This is a genomic window from Specibacter sp. NPDC078692, from assembly GCF_040686835.1.
Classification (GTDB): domain Bacteria; phylum Actinomycetota; class Actinomycetes; order Actinomycetales; family Micrococcaceae; genus Specibacter.
Genome location: NZ_JBFBLV010000003.1, coordinates 156,819 through 180,650 on the forward strand (window position 1 = coordinate 156,819; position 23,832 = coordinate 180,650).

The window sequence follows — 23,832 nt, forward strand, 5'->3', positions numbered from 1 at the left end:
GTGCAACGCGCGGTCACATCCCCTGCACGGTTCGGCGCATCAGCCGTTATCCCTGCGTTCATGCAACAGTAAGGAACCCTAGTGTCACCCATGGCCCGCACTGCCCCGGTGCCCGCCGCGACTGATCCGGCGATCATCAGGAACTTCTGCATCATCGCGCACATCGACCACGGTAAATCAACCTTGGCCGATAGGATGCTTCAGCTCACTGGAGTTGTTCAGCCGCGTGACATGAAGGCGCAGTATCTTGACCGCATGGACATTGAGCGTGAGCGTGGCATCACCATCAAGTCCCAGGCTGTTCGTATCCCCTGGGAAGTTGATGGCACTTCTTACTGCCTGAACATGATTGACACCCCGGGTCACGTGGACTTCACGTACGAGGTTTCCCGGTCCTTGGCCGCCTGTGAAGGTGCCATCTTGCTGGTGGACGCCGCGCAGGGCATTGAAGCCCAGACGCTGGCTAACTTGTACCTGGCTATGGAAAACAATCTCACCATCATCCCGGTATTGAACAAGATTGACTTGCCGGCCGCCCAGCCTGAGAAGTATGCGGCCGAGCTTGCCAACCTCATCGGCGGTAAGCCCGAAGATGTGTTGATGGTTTCCGGCAAGACCGGCGTCGGTGTGGAAGCGCTGTTGGATCAGATCGTCCGTGACCTGCCGGCTCCTGTGGGTGATCCTAACGCCCCGGCCCGTGCCATGATTTTCGACTCTGTGTATGACACCTACCGCGGCGTGGTCACTTACGTCCGTGTCATCGACGGCAGCCTGAGCCCGCGCGAGAAGATTCAGATGATGTCCACCCGAGCCACGCACGAACTGTTGGAGATTGGTGTCAGCTCGCCTGAACCCAAGCCCTCCACGGGTCTGGGCGTTGGCGAAGTGGGCTACCTGATCACAGGTGTGAAGGATGTGCGTCTGTCCAAGGTGGGCGATACCGTCACCACCTTCCACAAGCCTGCCAGCGAGGCCTTGGCCGGCTATCACGACGCCAAGCCCATGGTCTTCTCCGGGCTGTACCCGATGGACGGTACCGATTACCCGGTGCTCCGTGATGCGCTCGAGAAGCTCATGCTCAATGACGCCGCGCTGGTCTACGAACCCGAAACCTCGGCTGCACTGGGCTTCGGTTTCCGCGTTGGCTTCCTGGGGCTGCTGCACCTGGAAATCACCCGTGAACGCCTGGAGCGCGAACACAATCTGGACTTGATCTCCACAGCTCCCAACGTGGAGTACGAGGTCACGCTGGAAGACAAAAAGGTTGTGCACGTTACCAACCCCAGCGAATACCCCTCGGGCAAGATCGCCGAAGTGCGCGAGCCCATGGTGGCCGCGACCATCCTGGCCCCCACCGAGTTTGTTGGTGCCATCATGGAGCTGTGCCAGACCCGCCGAGGAATCCTTGGCGGCATGGACTACCTCTCCGAGGACCGCGTTGAGATCCGTTACCGCCTGCCGTTGGCTGAGATTGTGTTCGACTTCTTTGACATCTTGAAGTCCAAGACCCGTGGTTACGGTTCACTGGATTGGAAGGCCGACGGCGATCAGGTCGCCGATCTGGTCAAGGTCGACATCCTCCTCCAGGGTGAGCAGGTTGACGCATTCTCCGCCATCACGCACCGCGAAAAGGCCTACGCCTACGGTGTCATGATGACCGGCAAGCTGCGTGAGCTCATCCCGCGCCAGCAGTTTGAGGTGCCCATTCAGGCGGCTATTGGTGCACGCATCATCGCTCGCGAGAGCATCCGCGCCATCCGCAAGGACGTTCTGGCCAAGTGCTACGGTGGCGATATTTCGCGTAAGCGCAAACTGCTTGAAAAGCAGAAGGAAGGCAAGAAGCGCATGAAGATGGTGGGCCGCGTAGAAGTCCCGCAGGAAGCCTTCATTGCCGCCTTGACCACCAGTGAATCACCCAAGGACAAAGCAAAGAAGTGACACCATCTGCACTGCCCCTCGGGGATCCGGCTCCGGCCGACGGCGTCCTGCCCGCGCAGGCCGCCGTCGGCGCTGAGAGCCGCAAATTTAGCCTGTACGTGCACATTCCCTTTTGTGCTGTGCGCTGCGGCTACTGCGATTTCAACACGTACACGGCCACCGAACTCGGCGGTGGCGCATCCCAGGATGCCTACGCCGGAACCGCTGTGCGGGAGGTGGAATTTGCTGCCCGCGCCATGGTGGCCTCCGGTCTGCCCGCCAGAAAGCTGAGCACCGTCTTCTTCGGCGGTGGCACACCCACGCTTCTGCCTGCCAGCGATCTGACCAGTATTTTGGGTGCTGCCATCGCGCAGTGGGGCATTGAGGACGGCGCCGAGGTGACCACCGAGGCTAACCCGGATTCGGTCACCCGTGAGTCACTTCAAGAACTGTTCGACGGCGGATTCACTCGCGTATCCTTCGGCATGCAATCGGCAGTGCCGCATGTGCTCAAGGTGCTGGACCGCACCCACAACCCGGAGAAGGTCCCGCAGGCGGTTGCCTGGGCACGCGAAGTTGGCCTGCGGGTCAGTGTCGACTTGATCTACGGCACGCCGGGGGAGAGCTTCGCGGACTGGGAAACCTCGGTGCGCACAGCGCTGAGCTACGAGCCGGACCACATTTCTGCCTACTCCCTGATTGTGGAGGAAGGCACTAAGTTGGCTGCCCAGATCCGCCGCGGTCAGGTCCCCAACATTGACGACGACGACCACGCCGCCAAATATGAACTGGCTGATCGCCTCTTTCAAGAGGCCGGCCTGTCGTGGTACGAGGTCAGCAACTGGTCCCGGACACCGCAGGACGCGTGCCAGCACAATCTGGCTTATTGGCGCGGGGACGACTGGTGGGGGATCGGGCCTGGCTCACACTCACATATGGGTGGCGTCCGCTGGTGGAACGTCAAGCACCCCACGGCATATGCAAACCGCCTGGACAAGGGCGAATCGCCGGCGGCCGGGCGCGAAACCCTTGACGCTGATACCCGTGAGCTTGAACGCATCATGCTGGTCTCTAGATTGAAACAGGGCCTGGCTATCGAGACACTGTCTCCGGCTGCCCGCAAGGCAGTTGCCGGGCTCATAGCTGGGGAACTCGTTGACCCAGTGAAGGCCTTCGCCGGGACTTTAGTACTCACTCTCAAGGGGCGGCTACTGGGTGACGCTGTAACCCGCGCGCTCCTGGACTAGCAGGATCTCCGGGCATACACAAAGGGGGCTAGCTCTTAGTGAGCTAGCCCCCTTTGCTTTTAACTTTTGCTTTTAACTTCGGAGTTTGTTGGCTACGCGTTACTTGATTAGGCGCGGATTCCACGGGTAGCGGTACGGCTGGTCGTTGTTGACCCGCACGGCGCCAATGATGGCGAAGACGGTCAGGAAAGCCCAGATCAGCAGTGCCAGCAGGGAAAATGCCGTGCCTGAGCCCGGGTTGATCAGCTGCATGACAAAAGCCAGGATGTTCAACAAGACCGCCACAATGGTGGGGATCAAAGTGAAGTTTAGGGCTTCCTTGGATTCCTGTGCCGTAAAACGGCCGCGGGGCGCCATGAACTTGTAAATCAAAAGTGATGGAACGCAACCCAAAATGCCACCGCAATGTGACATGAAAGCCCACTGCTTGTCTTCAGACGGTGTGAGGGGCTGCAATGGTACGGCGCCATTTTCGTTATTTTGGTTCTTCTGGTTGGCCGGGTGGCTCACAGTTTCAGGCCTTTCAGCGTGCGAAGCTACGGGCGTGAAAGATCATTGCCCTGCCTCTAGGATACGGGTGCTGTCAGGAAATCAATGACTTCCTCGACACGACCCAGCAGTGAAGGCTCCAGATCGGAGTAGGAACTCACCCGTGAAAGCAATCGCTGCCAGCCCAGACCGATGTCTTCGGCAGTTGTGTGCGGCCAGCCAAAAGCTTGGAGGATACCCGCCTTCCACTCCATAGTCCGCGGGATAATCGGCCATGCAGGGATGCCCAGAGTGGAAGGTTTGATGGCCTGCCAGACATCGACGTACGGGTGTCCAACGACGAGGACGTTCGCCCGAACGCCAGGCTTCTGCATGAGATTGGCCACAATTCGAGTTTCCTTGGAGCCTGGCACCAAGTGGTCTACCAAAATGCCCAAACGGCGGTTGGGTCCGGGTCTGAAGTCGGCCACGGCGGCGGCAAGGTCGTCAATGCCTCGCAGCGGTTCTACAACGATTCCTTCCACCCGCAGATCATCTCCCCAGACTTTCTCGACGAGTTCGGCGTCGTGCTTGCCCTCGACCCAGATCCGGCTGGCTTTGGCAACCTTGGCACGGTCCCCGGTGACCTTGACGGAACCTGAAGCGGTACGCAAGACCTGCTTGGGTGCGCCAGCCGCTGTGGGGGCGATGAGTTCAATGGGTTCGCCTTCCAGCAGGAAGCCGAAACCGAGTGGGAAGGCGCGGATCTTCTCACGTCGATCGGCGAGTTCCACAATGTGCATGCCGCCGGATTTCTCCAGCCGCACCACAGCTCCCACCCAGCCTGTTTGCACGTCTTCGACGACGAGACCCGAACGGGCCTCCACCTTGCGCAACACCCGTTCTGGCGGGGCGCTGAGGTCCAGGGGGCCCCACTGGTGGTGAGGTACGTCATTGAAATGCATGGAGAAACCTGACTTTTGACGCTCAAGGCAACGCTCATGGCGAACGCTACAGGGTGAAAAGCCATGCTATCGCGTGCTGTGCCCGCCCTCGTGGCACTAGCCGTATAGGGGCATGGCGTGTGCGCGCGGGGTGTCGATAAGCCATGGGTGGGTGGTCTGAAAAAGTATTAGACTTAGCACTTGGTTGGGTAGAGTGCTAAAAGTTAGTTATCAAGAGCCACTGGGCGTACTCGGTGGAAAGCTGATGCGCTGAAGTGACGCGGTGAAGTTTGGGCAAAGTTACGGTGAGAAGGCTGAAGGGAGGTGCCGAGCATGAGTGAACCACGGAAATTGGAAGTTCTGCGCGCCATTGTCGAAGATTATGTGCATTCACGTGAACCTGTCGGCTCCAAGGCTTTGGTGGAACGGCATCACCTGGGCGTCTCCAGTGCCACCATCCGCAATGACATGGCCGCACTGGAGGAAGAGGGGCTGATTACCGCTCCGCACACCAGTTCCGGGCGCATTCCCACCGATAAGGGCTACCGGCTCTTCGTCGATCAGCTGGCTTCGGTCAAGCCACTTTCAGCAGCCGAGCGGCGCGCCATTTCGGTACTGTTGGACGGTCCCACCGATCTTGACGACGTTTTGGAACGCACCGTACGGACACTGGCACAGCTGACCAACCAGGTGGCTGTGGTTCAGTACCCGCGCACCACAGCAGCCACGGTACGGCACATCGAATTCGTTTCATTAGCGGCTCACCAGGTGCTGGTGGTGCTGATCCTCGCCTCGGGCAAAGTGGAACAGAACGTGATTGACCTAGGTGCCGCCGTAGATGAGGACATTCTCGCCGGGTTGCGGAGACTCTTCATGGCTAGTCTGAACGGACTGACTGTGGCCCAACTTCCTGCTGCGGTGGTCAGGATTCCGCTCGAGGTTCCAGTAGCTGAGCAGGCTGCGGCTGCACGGCTGGCCCAAGGTCTGGCGATTTTGGCGCACAGCGCCCGAGAAGACCGCATTGTCATGGCAGGGACGGCCAACCTTGCCCGGTCCAACAATGATTTCCCCTTGAGCATTGGCCCCGTCTTGGACGCTCTAGAGGAGCAGGTCGTACTGCTGCGGCTGCTGGAAGCAATGGCTCAGGACTCGTTGGGCATGGCTGTGGTGATTGGCCGTGAAAACCCTCACGATTCACTGGCGGAAGCTTCTGTGGTGGCCACCAGCTATGTGCCTGGCGAGAACGCCAAGCTCGGAGTGGTCGGCCCAACCCGGATGGACTACCCCAACACGATGGCCAGCGTTCGCGCCGTGGCCCAGTACTTATCGAGAATTTTGGCCGGCTAAGCGGCCACCGATTCAACAAAAGAGAGCAACACTTTGAGTAACCATTACGATGCATTGGGCGTCGCCCGCGACGCAACGGCCGAGGAAATTAAGAAGGCCTACCGCAAGCTTGCCCGCAAGTTGCACCCGGACGTCAACGACGCCCCGGATGCTCAGGACCGCTTCAAGGCCGTCACGCACGCCTATGAGGTGCTCTCGGACCCGCAGAAGCGCCGTGTCTACGACACCACGGGCAATGAAAACGGCAACGATGTTGGCGGCGGAGGCGGCGGCTTTGGCGGCGAAGGCTTCGCCTTCCAGGACATCTTTGAGACCTTCTTCGGTGGTGCCGGCGGTGGTGGCGGGGGACGCGGTCCCGCATCACGCATGCGGCGAGGCCAGGACGCCCTCATCACGGTGCGCGTAGAACTGCGCGAGGCCGTCTTCGGTGTGAACAAAAAGCTCGAAATCGACACCGCCATCACCTGCCCCACCTGTGAAGGCAGCTGCTGCCGGGAGGGCACCTCGCCGACCACCTGCGATATTTGCCACGGTGCTGGCCAGATCCAGCGTCCCATGCGCTCCATCCTCGGCAATGTCATGACGCTGGCCACTTGCAACTCCTGCCAGGGCTTCGGCACCATGATCATTGACCCCTGCAACGAGTGCATGGGCGAAGGCCGTGTCCGCGATCGCCGCACCCTGACCATCAAGGTTCCGGCCGGTGTGGGCACCGGTACGCGCATCCAATTGGCCAATCAGGGCGAGGCTGGCCCCGCCGGCGGCCCCTCAGGTGACCTGTACGTGGAAATGAAGGTCAACAATGACCCGAACTTCATGCGTGAAGGTGACGATCTGCACGCCACTCTCAGCGTCCCCATGACCGCTGCTGCACTGGGCACCGAGCTGAACTTCGAAACCTTCGACGGCGAACAGCCCATCAGCATCAAGCCCGGAACTCAGGCTGGGGAAGTCATCAACCTGCGCAACTTGGGTGTAACCCACCTGCGCGGATTCGGTCGTGGAGACCTGAAGGTGCACATCCACGTGGAAACTCCCACCAAGCCTGACGCCGAACAGGAAGCCCTGCTGAAGCAGCTTGCCGCCTTGCGCGGGGAAACGTTCAGCGAAGGAAAGCTCGTCTCCAGCGGTGGAATGTTCGCCAAGCTGCGTGACAAGCTCGGCAACCTCTAAACGCCATGAGCAATCCAGTCTTCTACGCCGACCCCGCAGAGCTTGCCGGGCTTCTTCCCGGCTCAAGTTACACTCTGGGCGGTGACGAAGGCCGGCACGCCACCACCGTCAAACGGCTCACCTTAGGCGAGCCAGTTGACCTGTGCGACGGCGCTGGGTTGCGTCTATCTTGCACCGTCAGCAGCGCTGAGAAGGGGCTGCTGACGGTGCAGATTCTCGATGTTCTCCGCGAATCTGCCCAACCCATCACCTTCACCCTGATCCAGGCACTGGCCAAGGGTGACCGGGATGAGTTGGCCATCGAAATGGCCACCGAACTGGGCATAGATGCGGTGGCGCCATGGCAGGCGGAGCGTTCCATTGTGCGCTGGAAGATGGACAAGGCCGTCAAGGGGCCACAGAAGTGGCGGCAGGTAGTTGCCGCGGCGGCCAAGCAGGCGCGGCGCTCCACCATCCCGGAGGTTGGTGCTCTGCTGGGAACAACAGGAGTCTGTGAACAGATTGCAGCTGCTGATCTGGCCCTGATTCTGCATGAAGACGCGACAGATTCAGTGGCAGCGGTGGCCCGTCAATGGCAGGAAGCGCTGGCTGAGCACCACGCGGGAGGTACAGTTGCGGGCGGTGCCGATGCGGCTGCCACGGCGCCCCACACGGTGCTCATGATTGTCGGGCCCGAGGGCGGCATGAGTGCCGCCGAAGTTGAGGCTTTCATAGCTGCCGGGGCGCGGACCGCCCTCTTGGGCCGCCATGTCCTGCGCTCTTCGACTGCCGGACCAGCCGCCGTCGTACTTCTGAGCCAAGAGCTTGGACGCTGGTGACAGCTACGCGCGTGGGCTCAGTGATCCGGTAGCTGGAAGGTTCCCGCTGGCTTAGGGCTTGGCGATGGTGACCACTTTGGTATCGAGTCCGATTTTACGGCCTGGTTGCAAGGGGTCATCGATGTAAATTGAGAGCTGGTAGGTGCCGGGCGGGGGAACCAAGTTGAAGGTGAACTCACCCAACTCATTTGGGCCTTGCGGGATTTTCACTGTTCCACTGAGGTATTCCCCGGACACTGAACCGTCCTTCATGAGTGACAAGGACCATGCCAATGTGCCGGTGGGGGAAACTCCCTGGCCAATCACCTTCAGGGGCACCTCTTTGTAGGTGGCGCCATGGCCCGGGTCAATAATCCACACGGGCGCCACAAAAGAGGGGTTGCGGGTCAGCGGCTTGTCCAGCGAAACGTGACCAAAGGCTTTGTAACCGGTGTGCCCATCAACCAGCAGGGAAACTTGGATGGGTGTGGTGGTGTCAACCAGTCCGGCCATGGCGGCAGCGGCGGTGGCGGTGTAGATAAGTTGCGAGATGGAACGCTCGGCGAGGCCGGCATCTACCTTTTGTCCGAAGGCGTCGGCTGAGACGTCAATTGTGATGATATTTTTTGCCGAGATGGACGCGCCTAACCGTGAAGGTTCGTTCCAGAGCGAGAAGTAGTCCGGGTCCAAAGGCTTGTCGGCCATCATGGTTCGCAGCGCGGTAACGATCGGCTCGTCGGCGCTGTTGGAGGACCGGAATTCCCGGTAGAGAAAGACGTCGTCGTTGCTGCGTCCTAGCCAGTAGACCGGCAGGGTTTCCGAGGCCGTGGCAGTTTCCAACGGTGCGCTGGTGACCAATCCGGCCGAGGAGGAGGCTATTGTGGCCGGCATCGTAACGGGAGGCTTCTCGCCACCGCCCGAGGTGCAGCCACCCAGGAGCAGCGACAGCGACAAAGCCACAATGGCGATTTTGTCGACGGCACGCAATTTCTCTGCTGTACGCTGCGCCCGCGCCTCACGGCCGGCACAGGTGCCGATCCGGGGTGTGGGCGCAGGATGAAAGGCAGGCATGGGGAGCTATCTCGCAGTTTCTTTTGACGATGATGATTGCGGGTCCCGTTCCGTCAGGAATCGGGTTGTTCCAAGCATCCCCACAAGGCTTCGAACCTTATCTACCTTGGCACAGGAGGCTGCGCAGATGGGCTGGAATGGGCCTGTTGTGGAGAACTGAAACCGTATCGAAACACTTCTACGCTGATAAGGGAAAAGTTGCACATCGGTGGAGTAGTTCTCTTGAGTTCTAGCTGGAGTACTCGTTGGCCTACCAATCGGAGTAGTAATCCGGGGAGTGCACTAGAATTGATTCCACATAGACAAGGCAGTAAATCCGGTAGTTCCTACCGGTGAACCCAAGGAGAGATTTCAGGCCCGGATGGGCCGGAATTATGGCAGAGACAACAGCACACCACGGTGGTCAACTCCCCGATGAGGGGCCCGGACGGCGCTTCCCTTACTCCGTTGACGGCACACGCACCGAACTCGTCCATTTCCTCTCCACAGAGCAGATGGTGGCCACTTTGGGTGCCGAGGATGAAGGCCTGCGTATTGTCGAAAATCTTTACCCGGGAATTTCTTTTCTGGCCCGTGGCAACGTGCTCACCATTACCGGTCCAGCCGCCGTGGTGCCACGCATCATGCACCTGATGGAAGAAGCCCGCGGCATGGTGGCGCGCAACAGCCCCATGACTGCGGACGTCTGGGAGCAACTGGTCGCAATGCTCAAATCCCGCCCTGAAGTTTCTGTTGTGGATATCCTCAGTCACGACATCCTTTCCAGTCGGGGCCGCACCATTCGGCCCAAGACTGCGAACCAAAAGGACTACGTTGATGCCATTGACCGCAATACCGTGGTGTTCGGCATTGGCCCGGCTGGAACTGGCAAAACGTATCTGGCAATGGCCAAGGCGGTCCAGGCCCTCCAACACAAGGAAGTCAGCCGGATCATTCTCACCCGCCCCGCAGTGGAGGCCGGGGAACGGTTGGGCTTCCTGCCAGGAACCCTCTACGACAAAATTGACCCCTATCTGCGCCCGCTCTACGACGCCCTGAACGAGATGCTGGATCCAGAAACGGTCCCGCGCCTCATGGCGGCCGGAACCATTGAAGTGGCGCCACTGGCGTATATGCGCGGACGTACCTTGAATGATGCGTTCATCATTTTGGATGAAGCTCAAAACACCACCCCGGAGCAGATGAAAATGTTTCTGACACGGTTGGGGTTTGGCTCCAAGATTGTTGTAACAGGCGACATCACTCAAGTTGACCTGCCCTCCGGGACTAAATCCGGGCTGCGGGTAGTCAAGGAAATTCTCCAGGACGTTGACGATATCGACTTCGCCATTCTGGACGCCACCGATGTGGTGCGCCACCGCCTCGTGGGCGCTATTGTCAGCGCCTACAACAGCTGGGATGAAGCTCATCCCAGCCCCACGACACCGAAGGACAGCACGTCACGATGAGCATCGAAATCAACAATGAGTCGGGTGTGCAGGCGGCCGAAGAAGAGCTCGTCAAGCTCATCAGGCACATCCTCACCGCCATGCACCTGCACCCGCAAACCGAAGTTTCGGTGATTCTGGCCGATCTGGAAACCATGGAAAAACTCCACATCGAATGGATGGATGAGCCCGGTGCCACCGACGTGCTCTCCTTCCCGATGGATGAGCTTCGGCCAGGAACTGCCTCAGAGCCAACCCCTGCCGGTCTGCTCGGCGATATAGTCCTGTGCCCAGCTGTCGCCCAAGACCAGGCTGTGGCTGCGGGTCACTCCATGGATGAGGAACTGCTGCTGCTCACCACTCACGGCATGCTTCACCTGATGGGTTATGACCACCGTGAGCCTGATGAAAAGGAAGAGATGTTCGGTATCCAGCGTGAACTGCTTTCCAGCTTCCTAGGTAAGGAAGCCCCTCAGGAGACCACGCAGTGACCTTAGTTGTCCTCCCTGTCATGGGGATTCTTTTTACGATCATCGCCGCGTTCCTGACAGCCGTTGAATCGGCGCTGAGTTTTTTCCCCCGCCATGATTCCGAAACCATTACCGCGCACCGCCGGGGTGCGTCCATGGATAAAGTCCTCGGTGATCCGCTCGCGCACCTGAATGCCTTGAAGTTTTGGAGGGTGTGGTCAGAGATGGCGGCGGCTGTGGCCGTGGCAATCTTTTTTGTGCGCATTCTCGAGAACGAGTGGATTGCCGGGCTCATTGCCACCATCATTATGGCCTTTCTCGGGTTCATGATTGTGGGCGTTTCCCCGCGTCGTCTAGGCCGTCTCCATGCCGGAGCTCTCGTGGGGCGTACCTCGTGGCTGGTGCACTTGTTGCGCCGCGTCTTGGGGCCCATTCCGCAGTGGTTGAACCGTCTTGGGACCGCCTTGACCAAGGATGCCCCGGCAGCTGATGAGGGTTTTGTCAGCGAAGAGGAATTCCGTGAATTCGTAGACCGGGCCAGCGAAGCGGACATGATTGAGGACAACGAGGCTGAACTTATTCATAGCGTGATCGACATGGGTGAAACCATGGTCCGTGCCGTCATGGTGCCACGCACCGACATCCTCAGCATTGAACAGGATGCCACTTTAGAGCATGCCCTGGACGCGTTCTTATCCTCAGGGTATTCACGCATCCCGGTCATTGGTGAGAGCACCGACCATATTCTTGGGATCCTGTATTTGAAGGATCTGGTGGCCACCCTGCACCGCAACAGCGATCTGCAGAACCAGCCCACCGTAGAACAACTCACCCGCAATGTCCGTTATGTTCCGGAGTCCAAACCGGTGGATGCGCTTCTGAAAGAACTCCAAGTGGAGCACACTCACGTGGCCATTGTGGTGGATGAATACGGCGGCACGGCAGGACTGGTCACCCTGGAGGACCTCATTGAGGAAATTGTTGGTGACATTGCGGACGAGTACGATTCAGTGTCCCCTGATGTACAAACCCTTGCTGAGGGACGCTTCCGGATCCGGGCCAGAATGGCTGTCGATGAACTGGGTGAGTTGTTCGGCAAAGACCTGGACGACGACGAGGTGGACACCGTAGGTGGCCTCCTGGCCAAGCATCTGGGCAGGATTCCGATGGTGGGGGACTCCGTTGAAGTCTCCGGATTGACTTTGCAAGCAGAACGTAAAGAACCACAGCGGAACCGCATTAGCCATGTCATCGCCAGTCGGGGTGTTGCTAGCCGCAGTGTTGCCAGCTACGCGCCGGAGACGGACACTGGCATGAGTGCACTAACACAAGCTATTGCGCCTCATGATGAGGTGTCCAATGATCAAAAAACTAGGAGCAACCATGAGTAAGTCGAATAAGAAACTGGCTATGCCTGCTCCCAAGGGCGACGGCTTCCGGGCAGGATTTGCCGTTTTGGCTGGGCGACCCAACGCCGGCAAATCAACTCTGACCAACGCTTTGGTAGGGCAAAAGGTCGCCATCACTTCGGCCAAGCCGCAAACCACGAGGCACACCATCCGAGGCCTGGTACACCGGGATACCTTCCAACTGGTACTGGTTGATACCCCGGGTCTGCACCGGCCGCGAACCCTTTTGGGCAAGCGCCTGAACGATCTGGTGGCCGACACGCTGGCGGAAGTAGACGTGATTGGTTTCTGCCTTCCCGCCAATGAAAAGATTGGCCCCGGAGACAGGTTTATCGCCCAGCAGCTGGCCAATGTTGGCAAAAAGCCAGTCATTGCCATTGTGACCAAGACAGATACTGTGGACCGTCAGGCCGTCACGGACCAACTCATTGCTGTTGACCGGCTGGGACAGGAAATCTTCGGTGAGTCTGGCTTTGCCGCAGTCATCCCGGTTTCTGCGGTAGAGGATTTCCAAGTGGAGACGTTGGCAGGGGTCCTGGCCGAGTTCATGCCTATCTCACCGGCGCTGTACCCTGACGGTCACCTCACCGACGAGCCCGAAGCGATCATGGTAGCCGAGTTAATCCGTGAGGCTGCTCTTGAAGGTGTTCGTGATGAGCTGCCTCACTCCCTAGCTGTGGTGGTAGAGGAGATCCTACCCCGGGAAGGACGCGGCGAGGACAACCAGTTGCTGGATGTGCGGGTAAATCTCTATGTAGAGCGACCGTCCCAGAAGGCGATCATCATCGGTAAGGGTGGCGCTAGGCTGCGCGATGTTGGCACCACCGCCCGGAAGGGGATCGAGGCACTGCTGGGTACCAAAATTTATCTGGACCTGCATGTCAAGGTGGCCAAGGACTGGCAGCGTGATCCGAAGCAACTGGTCAAGCTGGGCTTCTAGCTAGAGCTGGTAAAAGAAACTTCTTAATAGGGGTTTTAGACCCGACTGTTGGGCGTGGCGGTCTGAACGGCCGCCACGCAACTTTTGGTGTTCAGTAGTGCGCGAACGTGTGGCTGTGGGGATGTTCCCAGTCTTCGCCGCTAAACTCGTGAGAGTTAATATTCATAGTGAAAGGTTTGTTCATGGGGCGACGCCGTGCCGAAACGGGAGCAGCTGACGCTGCCGGCACCCCACGGAGTGGACCTGAGAACCCGCAAGAGCCAGCCGGTAGACACTATCGGCCCCACCACAAAGCGCCGCTGTGGCTGCGTCTCACTGCACTGGTTTTGTGCAGCGTTCTGGTCATTGGTGTGGGTACGGCCGGGGTGTTGTTTTACAAGTTGCAGAGCAATGTCACCACGGCGCCCTTGGATGGCCGGGTACCCAACGGGGCCAAGAGCGATTCAGCCATTGAAGACACCGGTTCCTTGCAAATCTTGATTCTGGGAACCGACACCCGCGATGGCAAGAACAGCCAGTACGGTTCTAAAGAGGACTCCACAGGTCAGGGTCAATCTGATGTCATGTTGCTGATGGACATTTCCGCCGACAACAGCAGGGTATCGGTCACGAGTTTCCCTCGGGATTTAGTAGTCCCGATCCCTGATTGTGTTTCGGCCACAACATCTGAGACCGTCTACGGGTCCTCCGCCGGGCAGCTCAATGGAGCATTGCAGGCAGGTCCTGGCTGTACAGTGGCTGCGATCAATGACATCACCGGGCTGAGCATTGACCACTTTATGTTGGCCGATTTCACAGCAGTCAAGGAACTGTCCACGGCGCTTGGTGGCGTTGAAGTATGCGTTGACCATGCTATGTATGATGTCAACGGTTCATTCCTGCGGCTCCCAGAAGGCAAAAGCTTAGTGGAGGGCGAACAGGCCCTTGCCTTCCTAAGAACCCGTCATGCCTTCGGGGATTCCGGGGACCTGGATCGGATCAAGGCACAGCAGTACTTCCTCGGGTCAATGGTCCGCAAAGTCAAGAGTGAAGGCACTCTGACTAATCTGCCCAGACTCTACACACTGGCGGATGTAGTAACTAAGAACCTCACGATAGATGAGGGTTTGGCCAACATTCCGTCCATGGTTAGCATTGCTACTCGCTTGGCAAAGATTGACCTCGCCAAAGTATCCTTTGTTACGGTTCCGATTGAGCCTTATGTGGCCGACAACAACCGTGTCCAACTCCAACAGCCGCAGGCTAGCCAGTTCTTCGCGGCCTTGCGCCAAGACACAGACCTGACGGCCTCGCCGACTCCCAGCTCCACTGGTGGCACCCCGGCAAGCACCCCGACGGCTGAAACGCCTGCTGCTACGCAGTCCCCGCATGCTCCGGCGTATGAGAAGGCCCTGCAGCCCATCAGTGTGGTCAATGCCACTGCGGTTGTTGGCCGTTCCCTTGAACTGGTGCAAGCCCTGGCTGCCGCTGGCTTTAGTAACGCTTGGCAGGCAGGGGACATCCCCGCCGTCAGCGAGACAAAGCTGCTGTACGGTGCCGATATGGCGGATGTGGCGGCAGATTTGGCCACGCTGTTCAACCTTCCGCCGGCCGCAGTTCAGTTCGATGCCACAGTGGCAGGTATCAGCCTCGTCGTTGGTGCTGACTGGATCTCCGGCAAGCAATACGGCACCATCGTGGTGCCGGAGAACATTGTGGCCAGCACCGCAGAGCAAGATGCTGGATGTATGAAGGTCAACCCGCTCTATTACACCTACTAGCCGGCTGGATGGCGGGCCAGCCGGACTGTAATCCATAGAGGGCGGGCACTATTGCGAAGGAATTCTTCGCAACAGTGCCCGCCCTCTATATTGTTGGGCCGGTGAGACCCTGAGCTTTTCTACCAGATACTCACGCGATCTGCTGGTGCCAACCACAGCTTGTCTTCGGCGGTGGTGCCGAAGGCCTCATGGAAGGCATCCAAGTTACTGACCACAGCATTACACCGCAGTTCCGCGGGGGAGTGCGGGTCAATGGTGAGGCGCCGCACAGCCTCCTCATAACGAATCTGGGTGCGCCAGCACTCCGCCCATGAGTAGAAGAAACGCTGAGCCCCTGTCAGCCCATCAATGGTGGGTGAGCTGCTGCCGTCCAGGCTCAGCTGATAGGCCTTGTAGCCGATGGCCAAACCACCAAGGTCCCCAATGTTCTCGCCCAAGGTGAGTTCGCCGTTGACAAACTCTTCTGGGGCGGCCATAGGGGACAAAGCGTTGTACTGTTGCACCAACTTCTTGGTGAGGCTGTTAAAAGCTGCACGGTCGTCGTCTGTCCACCAATTTCGCAGGGCGCCGGAACCGTCAAATTGGGAGCCTTGGTCATCGAAGCCGTGCCCAATCTCGTGGCCGATGACGGCTCCAATGCCGCCGTAGTTCGCGGCGTCGTCGGCCTCCGCATCGAAAAACGGTGGCTGCAAGATGGCAGCCGGAAAGACCACCTCATTCATGGTGGGGTTGTAGTAGGCGTTGACCGTCTGAGGGGTCATGAGCCACTCTTCACGGTCAATGGGGGCGCCGATCTTCGCCAGCTGACGTGCCAGCTCGAACGCGTTGCTGCGCTCAATGTTGCCCAGCAAATCGCCTTCCACAATGTCCAGAGTCGAATAGTCGCGCCACTTGGATGGGTAACCAATTTTGGGAGTGAAGGCGGACAGCTTCTCCAACGCCTTTTCCTTGGTTTCACTGCTCATCCAGGAGAGGTTAGCGATGCTGATCCGGTAGGCCTCAATGAGGTTGGCTACCAGGGCTTCCATGCGCGCCTTGTGAGACTCGGGGAAGTGTTTGGCCACATACAGCTGGCCCACGGCCTCGCCCAGTACGCCTTCCACAAGAGCGACGGCACGCTTCCAGCGCTCCCGGATGGCCGGGGTTCCACTCAGGGTGGTGCCGTAGAAGGCGAAGTTGGCATCCACAAAGGTCTTGGACAAGTAACCGGCGAGACTGGAGATGGTGCGCATGGCCAACCAGGCCTGCCAATCGGCGAGGCGTTCTTCCACCAAGAGGCTCTGTTGGCCACTGAAGAATTCAGGTGTGGCAATGACCACTTCGCTGCTTTGTTCTGCTGTGACGCCCAGTTCATCCAACCAGATCTCCAAAACTGGAAGCAGAGCCAACGCTTCACTGCGGTTCTTGAGGTTGTAGGTCTTTTGGGGGTCTCGAAGACTCACCTTGTCGAGATGGGTGGCGGCGATTTCAGTTTCCAATGCCATTATGATTGGGGCCTTGGATGCAGCGTCAGAGACGCCAGCGAGCTCCAGCATGGTCTGAACATGTGCCACATAAGAGGCGCGGATGGCCGCAAACTTCTCCTCCCGATAATAGGACTCATCCGGCAGGCCCAGACCTGCCTGAAATAGGTGCAGCAGCGCACGGTCCGGATTTCCGGCGTCGTTGTTGACATAGGCGCCGAACAAGGTGCTTCCGCCGGTGCGGTCAAGCTTACCCATCAGCCGAACCAGGGCCTCGATGGAGTCAGCTGATGCGATGGCACGCAACTTCTCTGCCAAGGGGGTGGCCCCGGCGGCCTCGATGGCGACTTCATCCATGAAGCCTGTATAGAGGGCTCCGATTTTGGCGGACAGCGCCGGGTTAGTGGCGTTTGGGTTGCCCGCTTCCGTGCCAGCGTGCTCGATGATGGCTTTGACAGCGTCTTCTGATTCATCGCGCAAGGTGATGAAAGAACCGGTGAGAGCCCTGTCTTCAGGGATCACCTCCGCCTCCAGCCAAGCACCGTTGACATGGCGAAACAGGTCATCCTGGGGCCGTGTGCCCGGGTCAATGTGGCTGAGATTGATACCGGAGTGGGTCAAGTGAATCGGTTCCTCTTCATGGGTGTTCGGGTATTCGGGGATAGTCAACCTTATTCGAGGCTAGTCACAGCCAGTCGTAGCTGGTCAACGTCGGTTAAAGAAATGCCACCCTCAAACGGTGGCGCATGGCAAACGTCCTACTGTTACAAGGTGGGCGAACACACTAGGTGAGTTCGTTCACCTTCATCCTACGTGCCGTGTTAGGGTAAAAATGTGCGCACTGGAATGCTTCTTCTTAGCTGCCGCGGCGAGGCCTCGAACCCGTTGATGTGATCAATGCGGACAATGGCCACCCTCGCTGCGGTGTTTGTGTTGCCCGGCCGGCCTCTCCCTCGTTGAACAACATTAAGGTCACCCACAATGCGAAATGCGCAAAAAACCTCTGGAATGCCTGTCCACCGCTACATTCCCTTCCAAGACCAGATCAATGTCAGCCTGCCTGACCGCACCTGGCCGGACAAGAGCATCACGAAGGCCCCGCGCTGGTGCGCCGTTGACCTGAGGGACGGTAACCAGGCGCTCATCGACCCCATGAGCCCAGGCCGCAAAATGAAGATGTTTGCGCTGCTCGTCAAGATGGGTTTCAAAGAGATTGAAGTTGGCTTTCCGTCTGCGTCACAAACCGACTTTGACTTTGTGCGCCAGCTGATCGAAGGCGGCCACATCCCCGATGACGTCACGATCCAGGTACTGACGCAGGCCCGTGAGCACCTGATCGAGCGGACCTATGAGTCGCTCCAGGGCGCCAAGCAGGCGATCGTTCACCTGTACAACTCCACGTCTGTGCTGCAGCGCCGTGTGGTGTTCAACCAGGACGTGGACGGCATCTTGGACATTGCCCTGCAGGGGGCTCGCCTGTGCAAGAAGTATGAAGAGACACTCGTTGATACCAAGATCACGTATGAGTACTCACCGGAGTCCTTCACAGGCACCGAACCGGAATACGCACTGCGTGTCTGTAACGCCATTGCTGAGATTTTCGAGGCTTCAGCTGACAATGAGGTCATCATTAACTTGCCGGCAACGGTGGAGATGGCCACTCCCAACGTGTACGCGGACTCCATTGAATGGATGAGCCGTAATCTGCATCCGCGTGAGGGAATCGTGCTGTCTCTGCACCCCCACAACGACCGTGGAACAGGCGTTGCCGCCGCGGAATTGGGCTATTTGGCAGGTGCCGACCGGATCGAAGGTTGCTTGTTTGGCAACGGCGAACGCACCGGCAACGTGGACTTGGTGACACTGGGACTGAACATGTTCACCCAGGGCATCGATCCCATGCTCGACTTCTCCGACATTGATGAGATTCGCCGCACGGTGGAGTACTGCAATCAGTTGCCTGTCCCGGAGCGTTCGCCTTACGGTGGCGATCTGGTATTCACCGCTTTCTCTGGCTCGCACCAGGATGCCATCAAGAAGGGCTTGGACGCCATGGAAGCCGACGCTGCTGCGGCCGGTACAACCGTGGACCAGCACACCTGGGCAGTCCCGTACCTGCCCGTTGATCCGAAGGACCTGGGACGTAGCTACGAAGCTGTCATCCGCGTCAACTCCCAGTCGGGTAAAGGAGGCGTGGCATACCTGCTCAAGAACGAGCACAGCCTGGACCTGCCGCGCCGGGCGCAGATTGAATTCTCCGGTGTCATTCAGCAGCGCACCGACACAGTGGGTGGCGAAGTGAGTGCCGCAGAACTCTGGACCATCTTCAAGGATGAGTACCTGCCGGCTGAGGACAGCGACGCACAGTGGGGTCGCTACCGCATTGGTTCGTTCTCAACTTCGACCGACGACGATGGTGAAATGAGCCTCACTGCCAAGGTCAGCATTGATGGCACGATTCACACACGTACAGGAACCGGCAATGGCCCCATCGCGGCCCTGTTGGCCATCTTGGCCGAGGACGGCGTAGACGTGCGGGTTCTGGATTACTCCGAGCACGCATTGTCTGAAGGCGGCGACGCGCGCGCCGCTGCGTTCGTGGAATGTGCTGTGGGTGAACGCGTGCTGTGGGGCGTGGGCATTGATGCCAACACCTCGACCTCTTCACTGAAGGCAGTCATCTCGGCTGTCAACCGTGCGATCCGGGACGTCAAAAACGGTTAATCCCCATTCCCCGGTGCTGTTCTAAACAACACCCCGGTACTGGCCCTGAGCAGGGCCAGTACCGGGGTGTTGCCATTTCCGGCGCGGTTTGGACCGCTTCTGTGGGCAATGATGGGACAATGGGGGAGTGTCCAATCAATCGTTTGCCGCCCGTACCTATAGAGATGACGCCGTCATCCTACGTACCCACAAATTGGGTGAGGCAGATCGAATCATCACCCTCCTGACCCACCATCATGGGCAGCTGCGGGCGGTAGCCAAGGGCGTGCGACGCACCAGCAGTAAGTTCGGTGCCCGGCTTGAACCGTTTATGGTGGCAGATTTGCAGCTCGTCAAGGGCCGGTCACTTGATATCGTCACCCAGGCTGTTGCTCGAGCTAGCTATGGGGATGCGATCGCCGCGAACTATGACAGGTATGTAGTCGCGGCCGCTATGGCCGAAACTGCGGAGCGGCTCACCGACATTGATGGAGAAACCTCAACTGCCCACTACCTACTGCTGGTGGGGGCGTTGGCTGCCCTCAGTCGCGGCGCCCATGCGCCAGAGCTGATCCTAGATTCCTATCTGCTGCGTGCGGTATCGATCGCGGGTTGGGCGCCCAGCTTCTCCGACTGTGCCCGCTGTGGTGAACCCGGCCCCCATGGTGCTTTCAATGTGTCTCTGGGCGGGGCCGTCTGCCACGAGTGCCGGCCACCGGGCTCGGCTGCTCCAGCACCGGAGACCATGGCGTTGTTGGGACAGTTACTCAGCGGCAATTGGGCTGGTGCTGATGGCTCCTTGACCATTCATCGGCGTGAAGCAGCCGGACTCGTGGCTGGATACGTGCAATGGCATTTGGAACGCACAGTGCGTTCTCTGAAACTTGTGGAGCGTGTATAGGAAGATGGCAATGGAGCTTAGCGGAAAAAAGAGCAACCGATCCAAGACTGGCCGCAGTGCTGCCAAGCCGCCTGTTGTGGCACCGTGGCCGCACGTATCGGGAGCGTCAGTTCCTTCCATCCCGAGTGAGCTCATTCCTGAGCATGTGGCCATAGTCATGGACGGCAACGGTCGTTGGGCCAACGAGCGGGGACTGCCCCGTATCGAGGGTCACAAAGCGGGAGAGCCGGCGCTGTTGGATGTGATGGCCGGGGCCATTGAAATGGGCATTAAGTACGTCAGTGTCTATGCCTTTTCTACGGAGAATTGGAAGCGTTCACCCGAAGAGATTCGCTTCCTGATGGGTTTTAACAAAGATGTGTTAAGGCGGCAGCGGGACCAACTGGACGCGTGGGGCGTAAGGATTCGCTGGGCCGGACGCCGACCCAAATTGTGGGGCTCGGTTATCAAGGAGCTGGAAACGGCCCAGGAACACACCAAAGACAACGACGTGATTACGTTAACCATGTGTGTTAACTACGGTGGTCGGGCCGAGATTGCCGATGCCGTGGCAGCCTTGGCTGCCGACGTCGCGGCCGGACGGCTCAGCCCCAAGCAAGTGAGTGAAAAGACGCTTCAGAAGTACATGTACCTGCCGGATGTGCCGGATGTTGACTTGTTCTTGAGGTCCAGCGGGGAACAGCGTCTCTCCAACTTTTTGCTGTGGCAGTCGGCCTATGCGGAGTTTGTCTTCATGAATACCATGTGGCCTGACGTGGACAGGCGCACGCTGTGGGCTGCCGTGGATGAGTATGCGCGCCGAGACCGCCGATACGGCGGAGCGGTTGACGCGGCCGCTCAAGCCTAGGCTGAACGGGCTAGCCTAATTTAGTACACCTAATTTAGTACGAATGTATTAACTCAGTGGCTACATAGCTACATAGCTACATAGCCGCGTAGCCATCGCGCCAATTTGGCATAGGCGTCTTCACGGACCGAACGGCGTGATAGGAACACCTCGTGCAGCGCGCCGTCGATCCTTTCCAGCGTGACGGAGTTACCCAGAGAAAGGGTTCGCAAAGCCAGAGAACGGACATCCAAAACAACATCGGCATGCAGCATTTGGTCATTCCAGACCGGGCCGAGCATGCTTTTGGAGGAGAGCAGCACCAGGATCGGCATGGGGAGTCTCAACCCGGTAGCCACCTCCTGCTGAGCTGCCAAAATAGCCTTCATCCATCCTGCCCGCACGGGAAATGCATGCGGCGGACGCAGTGCCGTATCGACCGGCCATTCTCCGTAGGCCTGATTGCTGATACCGCGCCAATAGAAAGAACGCTCTGGCACGCGCATACGCAGCAGTGGTCGCAGATCGGCAAGCTGCACCAACGGAGTTGCAGCGCGTCTGATGGCAGCCCCGCCCTGGATCTCCAACCACGGGCTGTTGAGCACCAGATGGCTGACGAGTCCGGGATGGTGGTGTGCCCACAAGGTTGCGATGAGTCCGCCAGTGGAGTGGCCCACCAAGATTAGCGGACTGCCACCAGAAATGACGGTGTGTGCGGCGAGAATCTCGGCGTCGTAATCGGCGAGGTCAGCTACATAGCCACCCATCTCGAGGGAATCTAAGCTGCGTCCATGGTTATGGAGGTCAAGGGCATAAAAGTTGTAGCCCCGGTCCGTAAAGAACTCGGCAAGCCCAGTGTTGTAGAAGTAGTCGCTCCACCCGTGAATGAAGAGCACTGGGATCCCCGAGCGGGGGTGCCCGGCCCCAGGTTTCGGCTCATGCGGCCGGTGCCGCACCAAGGTGGCTCTGTACTGACGGCCGGCAACATTGTGCTGGGCTGCGTCTTGTTCGGCTGTAACATGTTCCACCAAGTGCGGATCAGCGCAGTCTTGTTCACCTAACGTGTGGTCAGCAGGGTCGTGTGCAACATCCGTTTGCTCGGCAACCGCATGTTCGCGGGTCTGCACCAGCAAGGTGGTTGCCTGGTAATCGGGACCCAGAATATCTTCCACCCACGCTACTTTGCTGTTGCTGTTGCTCATCCACCGATGCTACCCGCAGCCTCCCGGCCGGCCGTGCGCCCGGAGAACAGGCAGCCACCCAAGAACGTGCCCTCTAGCGAGCGGTAGCCGTGCATACCGCCACCGCCAAAACCGGCCGCTTCACCGGCAGCAAAGAGGCCAGGGATCGGTGTGCCGTCGGAGCCCAGAACTCGTGCAGATAGATCCGTGGCAAGCCCGCCCAGACTTTTGCGGGTCAAGGTGGTCAAGCGGACGGCAATGAGCGGGCCGTGCTCCGGCGCCAGCATGGGATGCGGTGGCACAACACGCATCAACTTATCGGTGGTAAAACGGCGTGCTTCTCGGATGGCATTGAGTTGGGTGTCCTTGCCCAGCCCACTGTGCACTTGCATGTCCCGGGCAGCGATGGAATGGTGCAGCCCGACAGGATCGATCAAGGAGCTACCGACTAAAGCGTTCATTTTGGCGGCCAGTTCCTGCGCTGTGGTGGCCTGAACGAAGTCGATCCCGGCATCAAGAAACTTCTGCACGGGACCAACCGTGCCCGGAAGCGCCCGCTTCGCCAGCAGCTTGACGTCTTTACCTGTCAGATCCGGGTTTTGTTCGGAACCGGAGAGCGCAAATTCTTTGCTCATGATGGTTTTGTTCAGCACAAACCAAGAATGCCCGTGGCCGGTTGACTCCAGATGGCGCAGGGTGCCTAGCGAATCAAAGCCGGGGAACAAGGGGACAGGCAGCCGCTTTCCGGTGGCGTCGAGCCACAGGGGAGAGGGGCCGGACAGGATACGAATTCCGTGGTTGGGCCACACCGGATCAGGATTGTGGATGCCCTCGGGGTAGTGCCACATGCGGTCGGTGTTGATCAGGCTGCCACCACTGTTGGCGACAGACTGCTGGAACTCACCGTCCACCGAGGCTGGAACCCCTGTCAGCATGTAGTCCGGTCCACTACCGTTGGGCCACTGCTCACGGACCATGGGATGATTTCCGCCAATGCCACCGGTGGTGACAATAACTGCGTCAGCGGAGACCTCAAAGTCGCCCATCACGGTCCGGCCACTGGCAACACCCCGAGCGGCCGCAGAAGGCTCCAGGAGTTGGCCATGCACTCCGGTGACGGCTCCGGCGTCGAACATTAACTCTGTAGCACGGTGACGGAAAGCGATTTGCACGCGTCCGGCGGCAATACCTTCCTGCACTTTGCTCAGGAAGGGCGCAACGATGCCGGGGCCGGTGCCCCAGACAACGTGGAAGCGGGGGACGGAGTTGCCGTGCCCTTGCGCGTCGTAACCGCCGCGTTCGGCCCACTGGACCAAGGGGAAGAGGCGCACACCAAGGGCATGGAGCCACGAGCGCTTCTCGCCGGCGGCGAAGTTCACATACGCTTCGGCCCAGGCGCGGGGCCAGGTGTCCCAAGGGCGGTCAAAGGCGGCCGAGCCCATCCAGTCGCTCATGGCCAACTCCACCGAATCCTTCACGCCCAGACGCCGCTGTTCGGGGGAGTCAACCAGGAACAACCCACCAAAGGACCAATGAGCCTGTCCACCCAGGGACGCCTCCGGCTCCTGATCCAGGATCAGTACCTTGCGCCCCGCGTTATAGGCTTCGGCGGCGGCCACCAGGCCGGAGAGACCTGCCCCCACAACCACCACGTCAGACTGCTGCCAGATGCTACCGCCATTGGTATTCATTGGCCCATGCTAACGCCTCTTTTGTCTCCGGTGGGTAGCGCCGTTCGCGTCCACGTCATGTTCAAGCGTTTTGCAGTTGGGCGGCGGAACCGGAAAA

At 59.1% G+C, this 23,832-nt stretch carries 19 protein-coding genes; 13 read left to right on the forward strand and 6 right to left on the reverse strand.

The annotated features are described in order from the left end of the window. Positions 1–81: 81 nt before the first annotated feature. Positions 82–1,938, forward strand: a complete 1,857-nt coding sequence (lepA, locus tag AB0O97_RS03445; RefSeq protein ID WP_363879904.1) for a translation elongation factor 4 — start codon at positions 82–84, stop codon at positions 1,936–1,938. Beyond that, the gene (gene hemW, locus AB0O97_RS03450; RefSeq protein WP_363879907.1) at positions 1,935–3,164 is read left to right on the forward strand and encodes a radical SAM family heme chaperone HemW; all 1,230 of its coding nucleotides are present in this window, start codon (positions 1,935–1,937) and stop codon (positions 3,162–3,164) included. Before lepA ends, hemW begins: the two co-directional genes overlap by 4 nt. A gap of 99 nt (positions 3,165–3,263) precedes the next feature. Here hemW and AB0O97_RS03455 read toward each other — a convergent pair whose 3' ends face one another. After that, positions 3,264–3,674 (reverse strand): DUF4870 domain-containing protein, encoded by a 411-nt coding sequence (locus AB0O97_RS03455; protein ID WP_363879910.1) that lies wholly within the window; start codon positions 3,672–3,674, stop codon positions 3,264–3,266. A gap of 56 nt (positions 3,675–3,730) precedes the next feature. Then, a complete protein-coding gene (locus tag AB0O97_RS03460) occupies positions 3,731–4,597 on the reverse strand; it encodes a DUF3097 domain-containing protein (RefSeq protein WP_363839756.1) in 867 nt (288 codons plus the stop codon). A 312-nt stretch (positions 4,598–4,909) separates the two neighbouring features. Here AB0O97_RS03460 and hrcA point away from each other — a divergent pair, with 312 nt between their 5' ends. From hrcA to AB0O97_RS03475, 3 genes are read left to right on the forward strand one after another with little or no spacing between them, the layout of a single operon-like run. Further along, a complete protein-coding gene (hrcA, locus tag AB0O97_RS03465; RefSeq protein ID WP_363879912.1) occupies positions 4,910–5,923 on the forward strand; it encodes a heat-inducible transcriptional repressor HrcA in 1,014 nt (337 codons plus the stop codon). Positions 5,924–5,956: 33 nt separating this feature from the next. Then, a complete protein-coding gene (gene dnaJ, locus AB0O97_RS03470) occupies positions 5,957–7,096 on the forward strand; it encodes a molecular chaperone DnaJ (RefSeq protein ID WP_363839750.1) in 1,140 nt (379 codons plus the stop codon). A 5-nt stretch (positions 7,097–7,101) separates the two neighbouring features. Continuing rightward, on the forward strand, positions 7,102–7,914 hold the full coding sequence (locus AB0O97_RS03475; RefSeq protein ID WP_363879915.1) for a 16S rRNA (uracil(1498)-N(3))-methyltransferase: 813 nt from the start codon (positions 7,102–7,104) through the stop codon (positions 7,912–7,914). 51 nt (positions 7,915–7,965) lie between these two features. Here AB0O97_RS03475 and AB0O97_RS03480 read toward each other — a convergent pair whose 3' ends face one another. Beyond that, positions 7,966–8,964, reverse strand: coding sequence for a GerMN domain-containing protein (locus AB0O97_RS03480; protein WP_363839744.1), 999 nt, complete (start codon positions 8,962–8,964; stop codon positions 7,966–7,968). A 374-nt stretch (positions 8,965–9,338) separates the two neighbouring features. Here AB0O97_RS03480 and AB0O97_RS03485 point away from each other — a divergent pair, with 374 nt between their 5' ends. The 5 genes from AB0O97_RS03485 (at position 9,339) to AB0O97_RS03505 (ending at position 14,970) form a co-directional block, all read left to right on the forward strand. Next, complete coding sequence (locus tag AB0O97_RS03485; protein WP_363879917.1) at positions 9,339–10,412, forward strand: PhoH family protein; 1,074 nt, start codon at positions 9,339–9,341, stop codon at positions 10,410–10,412. Beyond that, complete coding sequence (gene ybeY, locus AB0O97_RS03490; protein ID WP_363839738.1) at positions 10,409–10,882, forward strand: rRNA maturation RNase YbeY; 474 nt, start codon at positions 10,409–10,411, stop codon at positions 10,880–10,882. Before AB0O97_RS03485 ends, ybeY begins: the two co-directional genes overlap by 4 nt. Beyond that, positions 10,879–12,252, forward strand: coding sequence for a hemolysin family protein (locus AB0O97_RS03495; protein ID WP_363879920.1), 1,374 nt, complete (start codon positions 10,879–10,881; stop codon positions 12,250–12,252). The genes ybeY and AB0O97_RS03495 overlap by 4 nt, the downstream gene beginning before the upstream one ends. Further along, entirely contained in the window at positions 12,245–13,210 is a 966-nt protein-coding gene (gene era, locus AB0O97_RS03500) for a GTPase Era (RefSeq protein WP_363839732.1), read from the forward strand. The genes AB0O97_RS03495 and era overlap by 8 nt, the downstream gene beginning before the upstream one ends. A gap of 182 nt (positions 13,211–13,392) precedes the next feature. Further along, positions 13,393–14,970 (forward strand): LCP family protein, encoded by a 1,578-nt coding sequence (locus AB0O97_RS03505; RefSeq protein WP_363879924.1) that lies wholly within the window; start codon positions 13,393–13,395, stop codon positions 14,968–14,970. Positions 14,971–15,089: 119 nt separating this feature from the next. On the opposite strand, the gene AB0O97_RS03510 is transcribed toward AB0O97_RS03505, so the two are convergent. Continuing rightward, on the reverse strand, positions 15,090–17,054 hold the full coding sequence (locus tag AB0O97_RS03510) for a M13-type metalloendopeptidase (RefSeq protein ID WP_363880153.1): 1,965 nt from the start codon (positions 17,052–17,054) through the stop codon (positions 15,090–15,092). Between the two features lie 360 nt (positions 17,055–17,414). Here AB0O97_RS03510 and leuA point away from each other — a divergent pair, with 360 nt between their 5' ends. The 3 genes from leuA to AB0O97_RS03525 all read left to right on the forward strand — a co-directional run bounded on the left by leuA (position 17,415) and on the right by AB0O97_RS03525 (position 20,884). After that, positions 17,415–19,157, forward strand: a complete 1,743-nt coding sequence (leuA, locus tag AB0O97_RS03515) for a 2-isopropylmalate synthase (protein WP_363879926.1) — start codon at positions 17,415–17,417, stop codon at positions 19,155–19,157. A gap of 127 nt (positions 19,158–19,284) precedes the next feature. After that, positions 19,285–20,037 carry a DNA repair protein RecO gene (gene recO / locus AB0O97_RS03520; RefSeq protein ID WP_363839723.1) on the forward strand — a complete coding sequence of 251 codons (753 nt, stop codon included), beginning with the start codon at positions 19,285–19,287 and terminating at the stop codon, positions 20,035–20,037. A gap of 4 nt (positions 20,038–20,041) precedes the next feature. After that, entirely contained in the window at positions 20,042–20,884 is an 843-nt protein-coding gene (locus tag AB0O97_RS03525) for an isoprenyl transferase (RefSeq protein ID WP_363879929.1), read from the forward strand. Positions 20,885–20,952: 68 nt separating this feature from the next. Here the strand turns inward: AB0O97_RS03525 and AB0O97_RS03530 are convergent, their stop codons facing one another. Continuing rightward, positions 20,953–22,065: an alpha/beta hydrolase gene (locus AB0O97_RS03530; protein ID WP_363879932.1), complete on the reverse strand. Its 1,113-nt coding sequence runs from the start codon at positions 22,063–22,065 to the stop codon at positions 20,953–20,955. Beyond that, positions 22,062–23,735, reverse strand: coding sequence for an FAD-binding dehydrogenase (locus tag AB0O97_RS03535; protein WP_363879935.1), 1,674 nt, complete (start codon positions 23,733–23,735; stop codon positions 22,062–22,064). The genes AB0O97_RS03530 and AB0O97_RS03535 overlap by 4 nt, the downstream gene beginning before the upstream one ends. Between the last annotated feature and the right edge of the window lie 97 nt (positions 23,736–23,832).

Bases quoted from the DNA above. Each gene is read 5' to 3' on its own strand.
- AB0O97_RS03505 (WP_363879924.1), top strand. From the start codon at position 13,393: ATGGGGCGACGCCGTGCCGAAACGGGAGCAGCTGACGCTGCCGGCACC.
- AB0O97_RS03530 (WP_363879932.1), bottom strand. From the start codon at position 22,065: ATGAGCAACAGCAACAGCAAAGTAGCGTGGGTGGAAGATATTCTGGGT.
- AB0O97_RS03480 (WP_363839744.1), bottom strand. From the start codon at position 8,964: ATGCCTGCCTTTCATCCTGCGCCCACACCCCGGATCGGCACCTGTGCC.
- era (WP_363839732.1), top strand. From the start codon at position 12,245: ATGAGTAAGTCGAATAAGAAACTGGCTATGCCTGCTCCCAAGGGCGAC.
- ybeY (WP_363839738.1), top strand. From the start codon at position 10,409: ATGAGCATCGAAATCAACAATGAGTCGGGTGTGCAGGCGGCCGAAGAA.
- AB0O97_RS03460 (WP_363839756.1), bottom strand. From the start codon at position 4,597: ATGCATTTCAATGACGTACCTCACCACCAGTGGGGCCCCCTGGACCTC.
- AB0O97_RS03535 (WP_363879935.1), bottom strand. From the start codon at position 23,735: ATGAATACCAATGGCGGTAGCATCTGGCAGCAGTCTGACGTGGTGGTT.
- leuA (WP_363879926.1), top strand. From the start codon at position 17,415: ATGCGAAATGCGCAAAAAACCTCTGGAATGCCTGTCCACCGCTACATT.
- AB0O97_RS03475 (WP_363879915.1), top strand. From the start codon at position 7,102: ATGAGCAATCCAGTCTTCTACGCCGACCCCGCAGAGCTTGCCGGGCTT.
- AB0O97_RS03525 (WP_363879929.1), top strand. From the start codon at position 20,042: ATGGCAATGGAGCTTAGCGGAAAAAAGAGCAACCGATCCAAGACTGGC.
- AB0O97_RS03485 (WP_363879917.1), top strand. From the start codon at position 9,339: ATGGCAGAGACAACAGCACACCACGGTGGTCAACTCCCCGATGAGGGG.
- hrcA (WP_363879912.1), top strand. From the start codon at position 4,910: ATGAGTGAACCACGGAAATTGGAAGTTCTGCGCGCCATTGTCGAAGAT.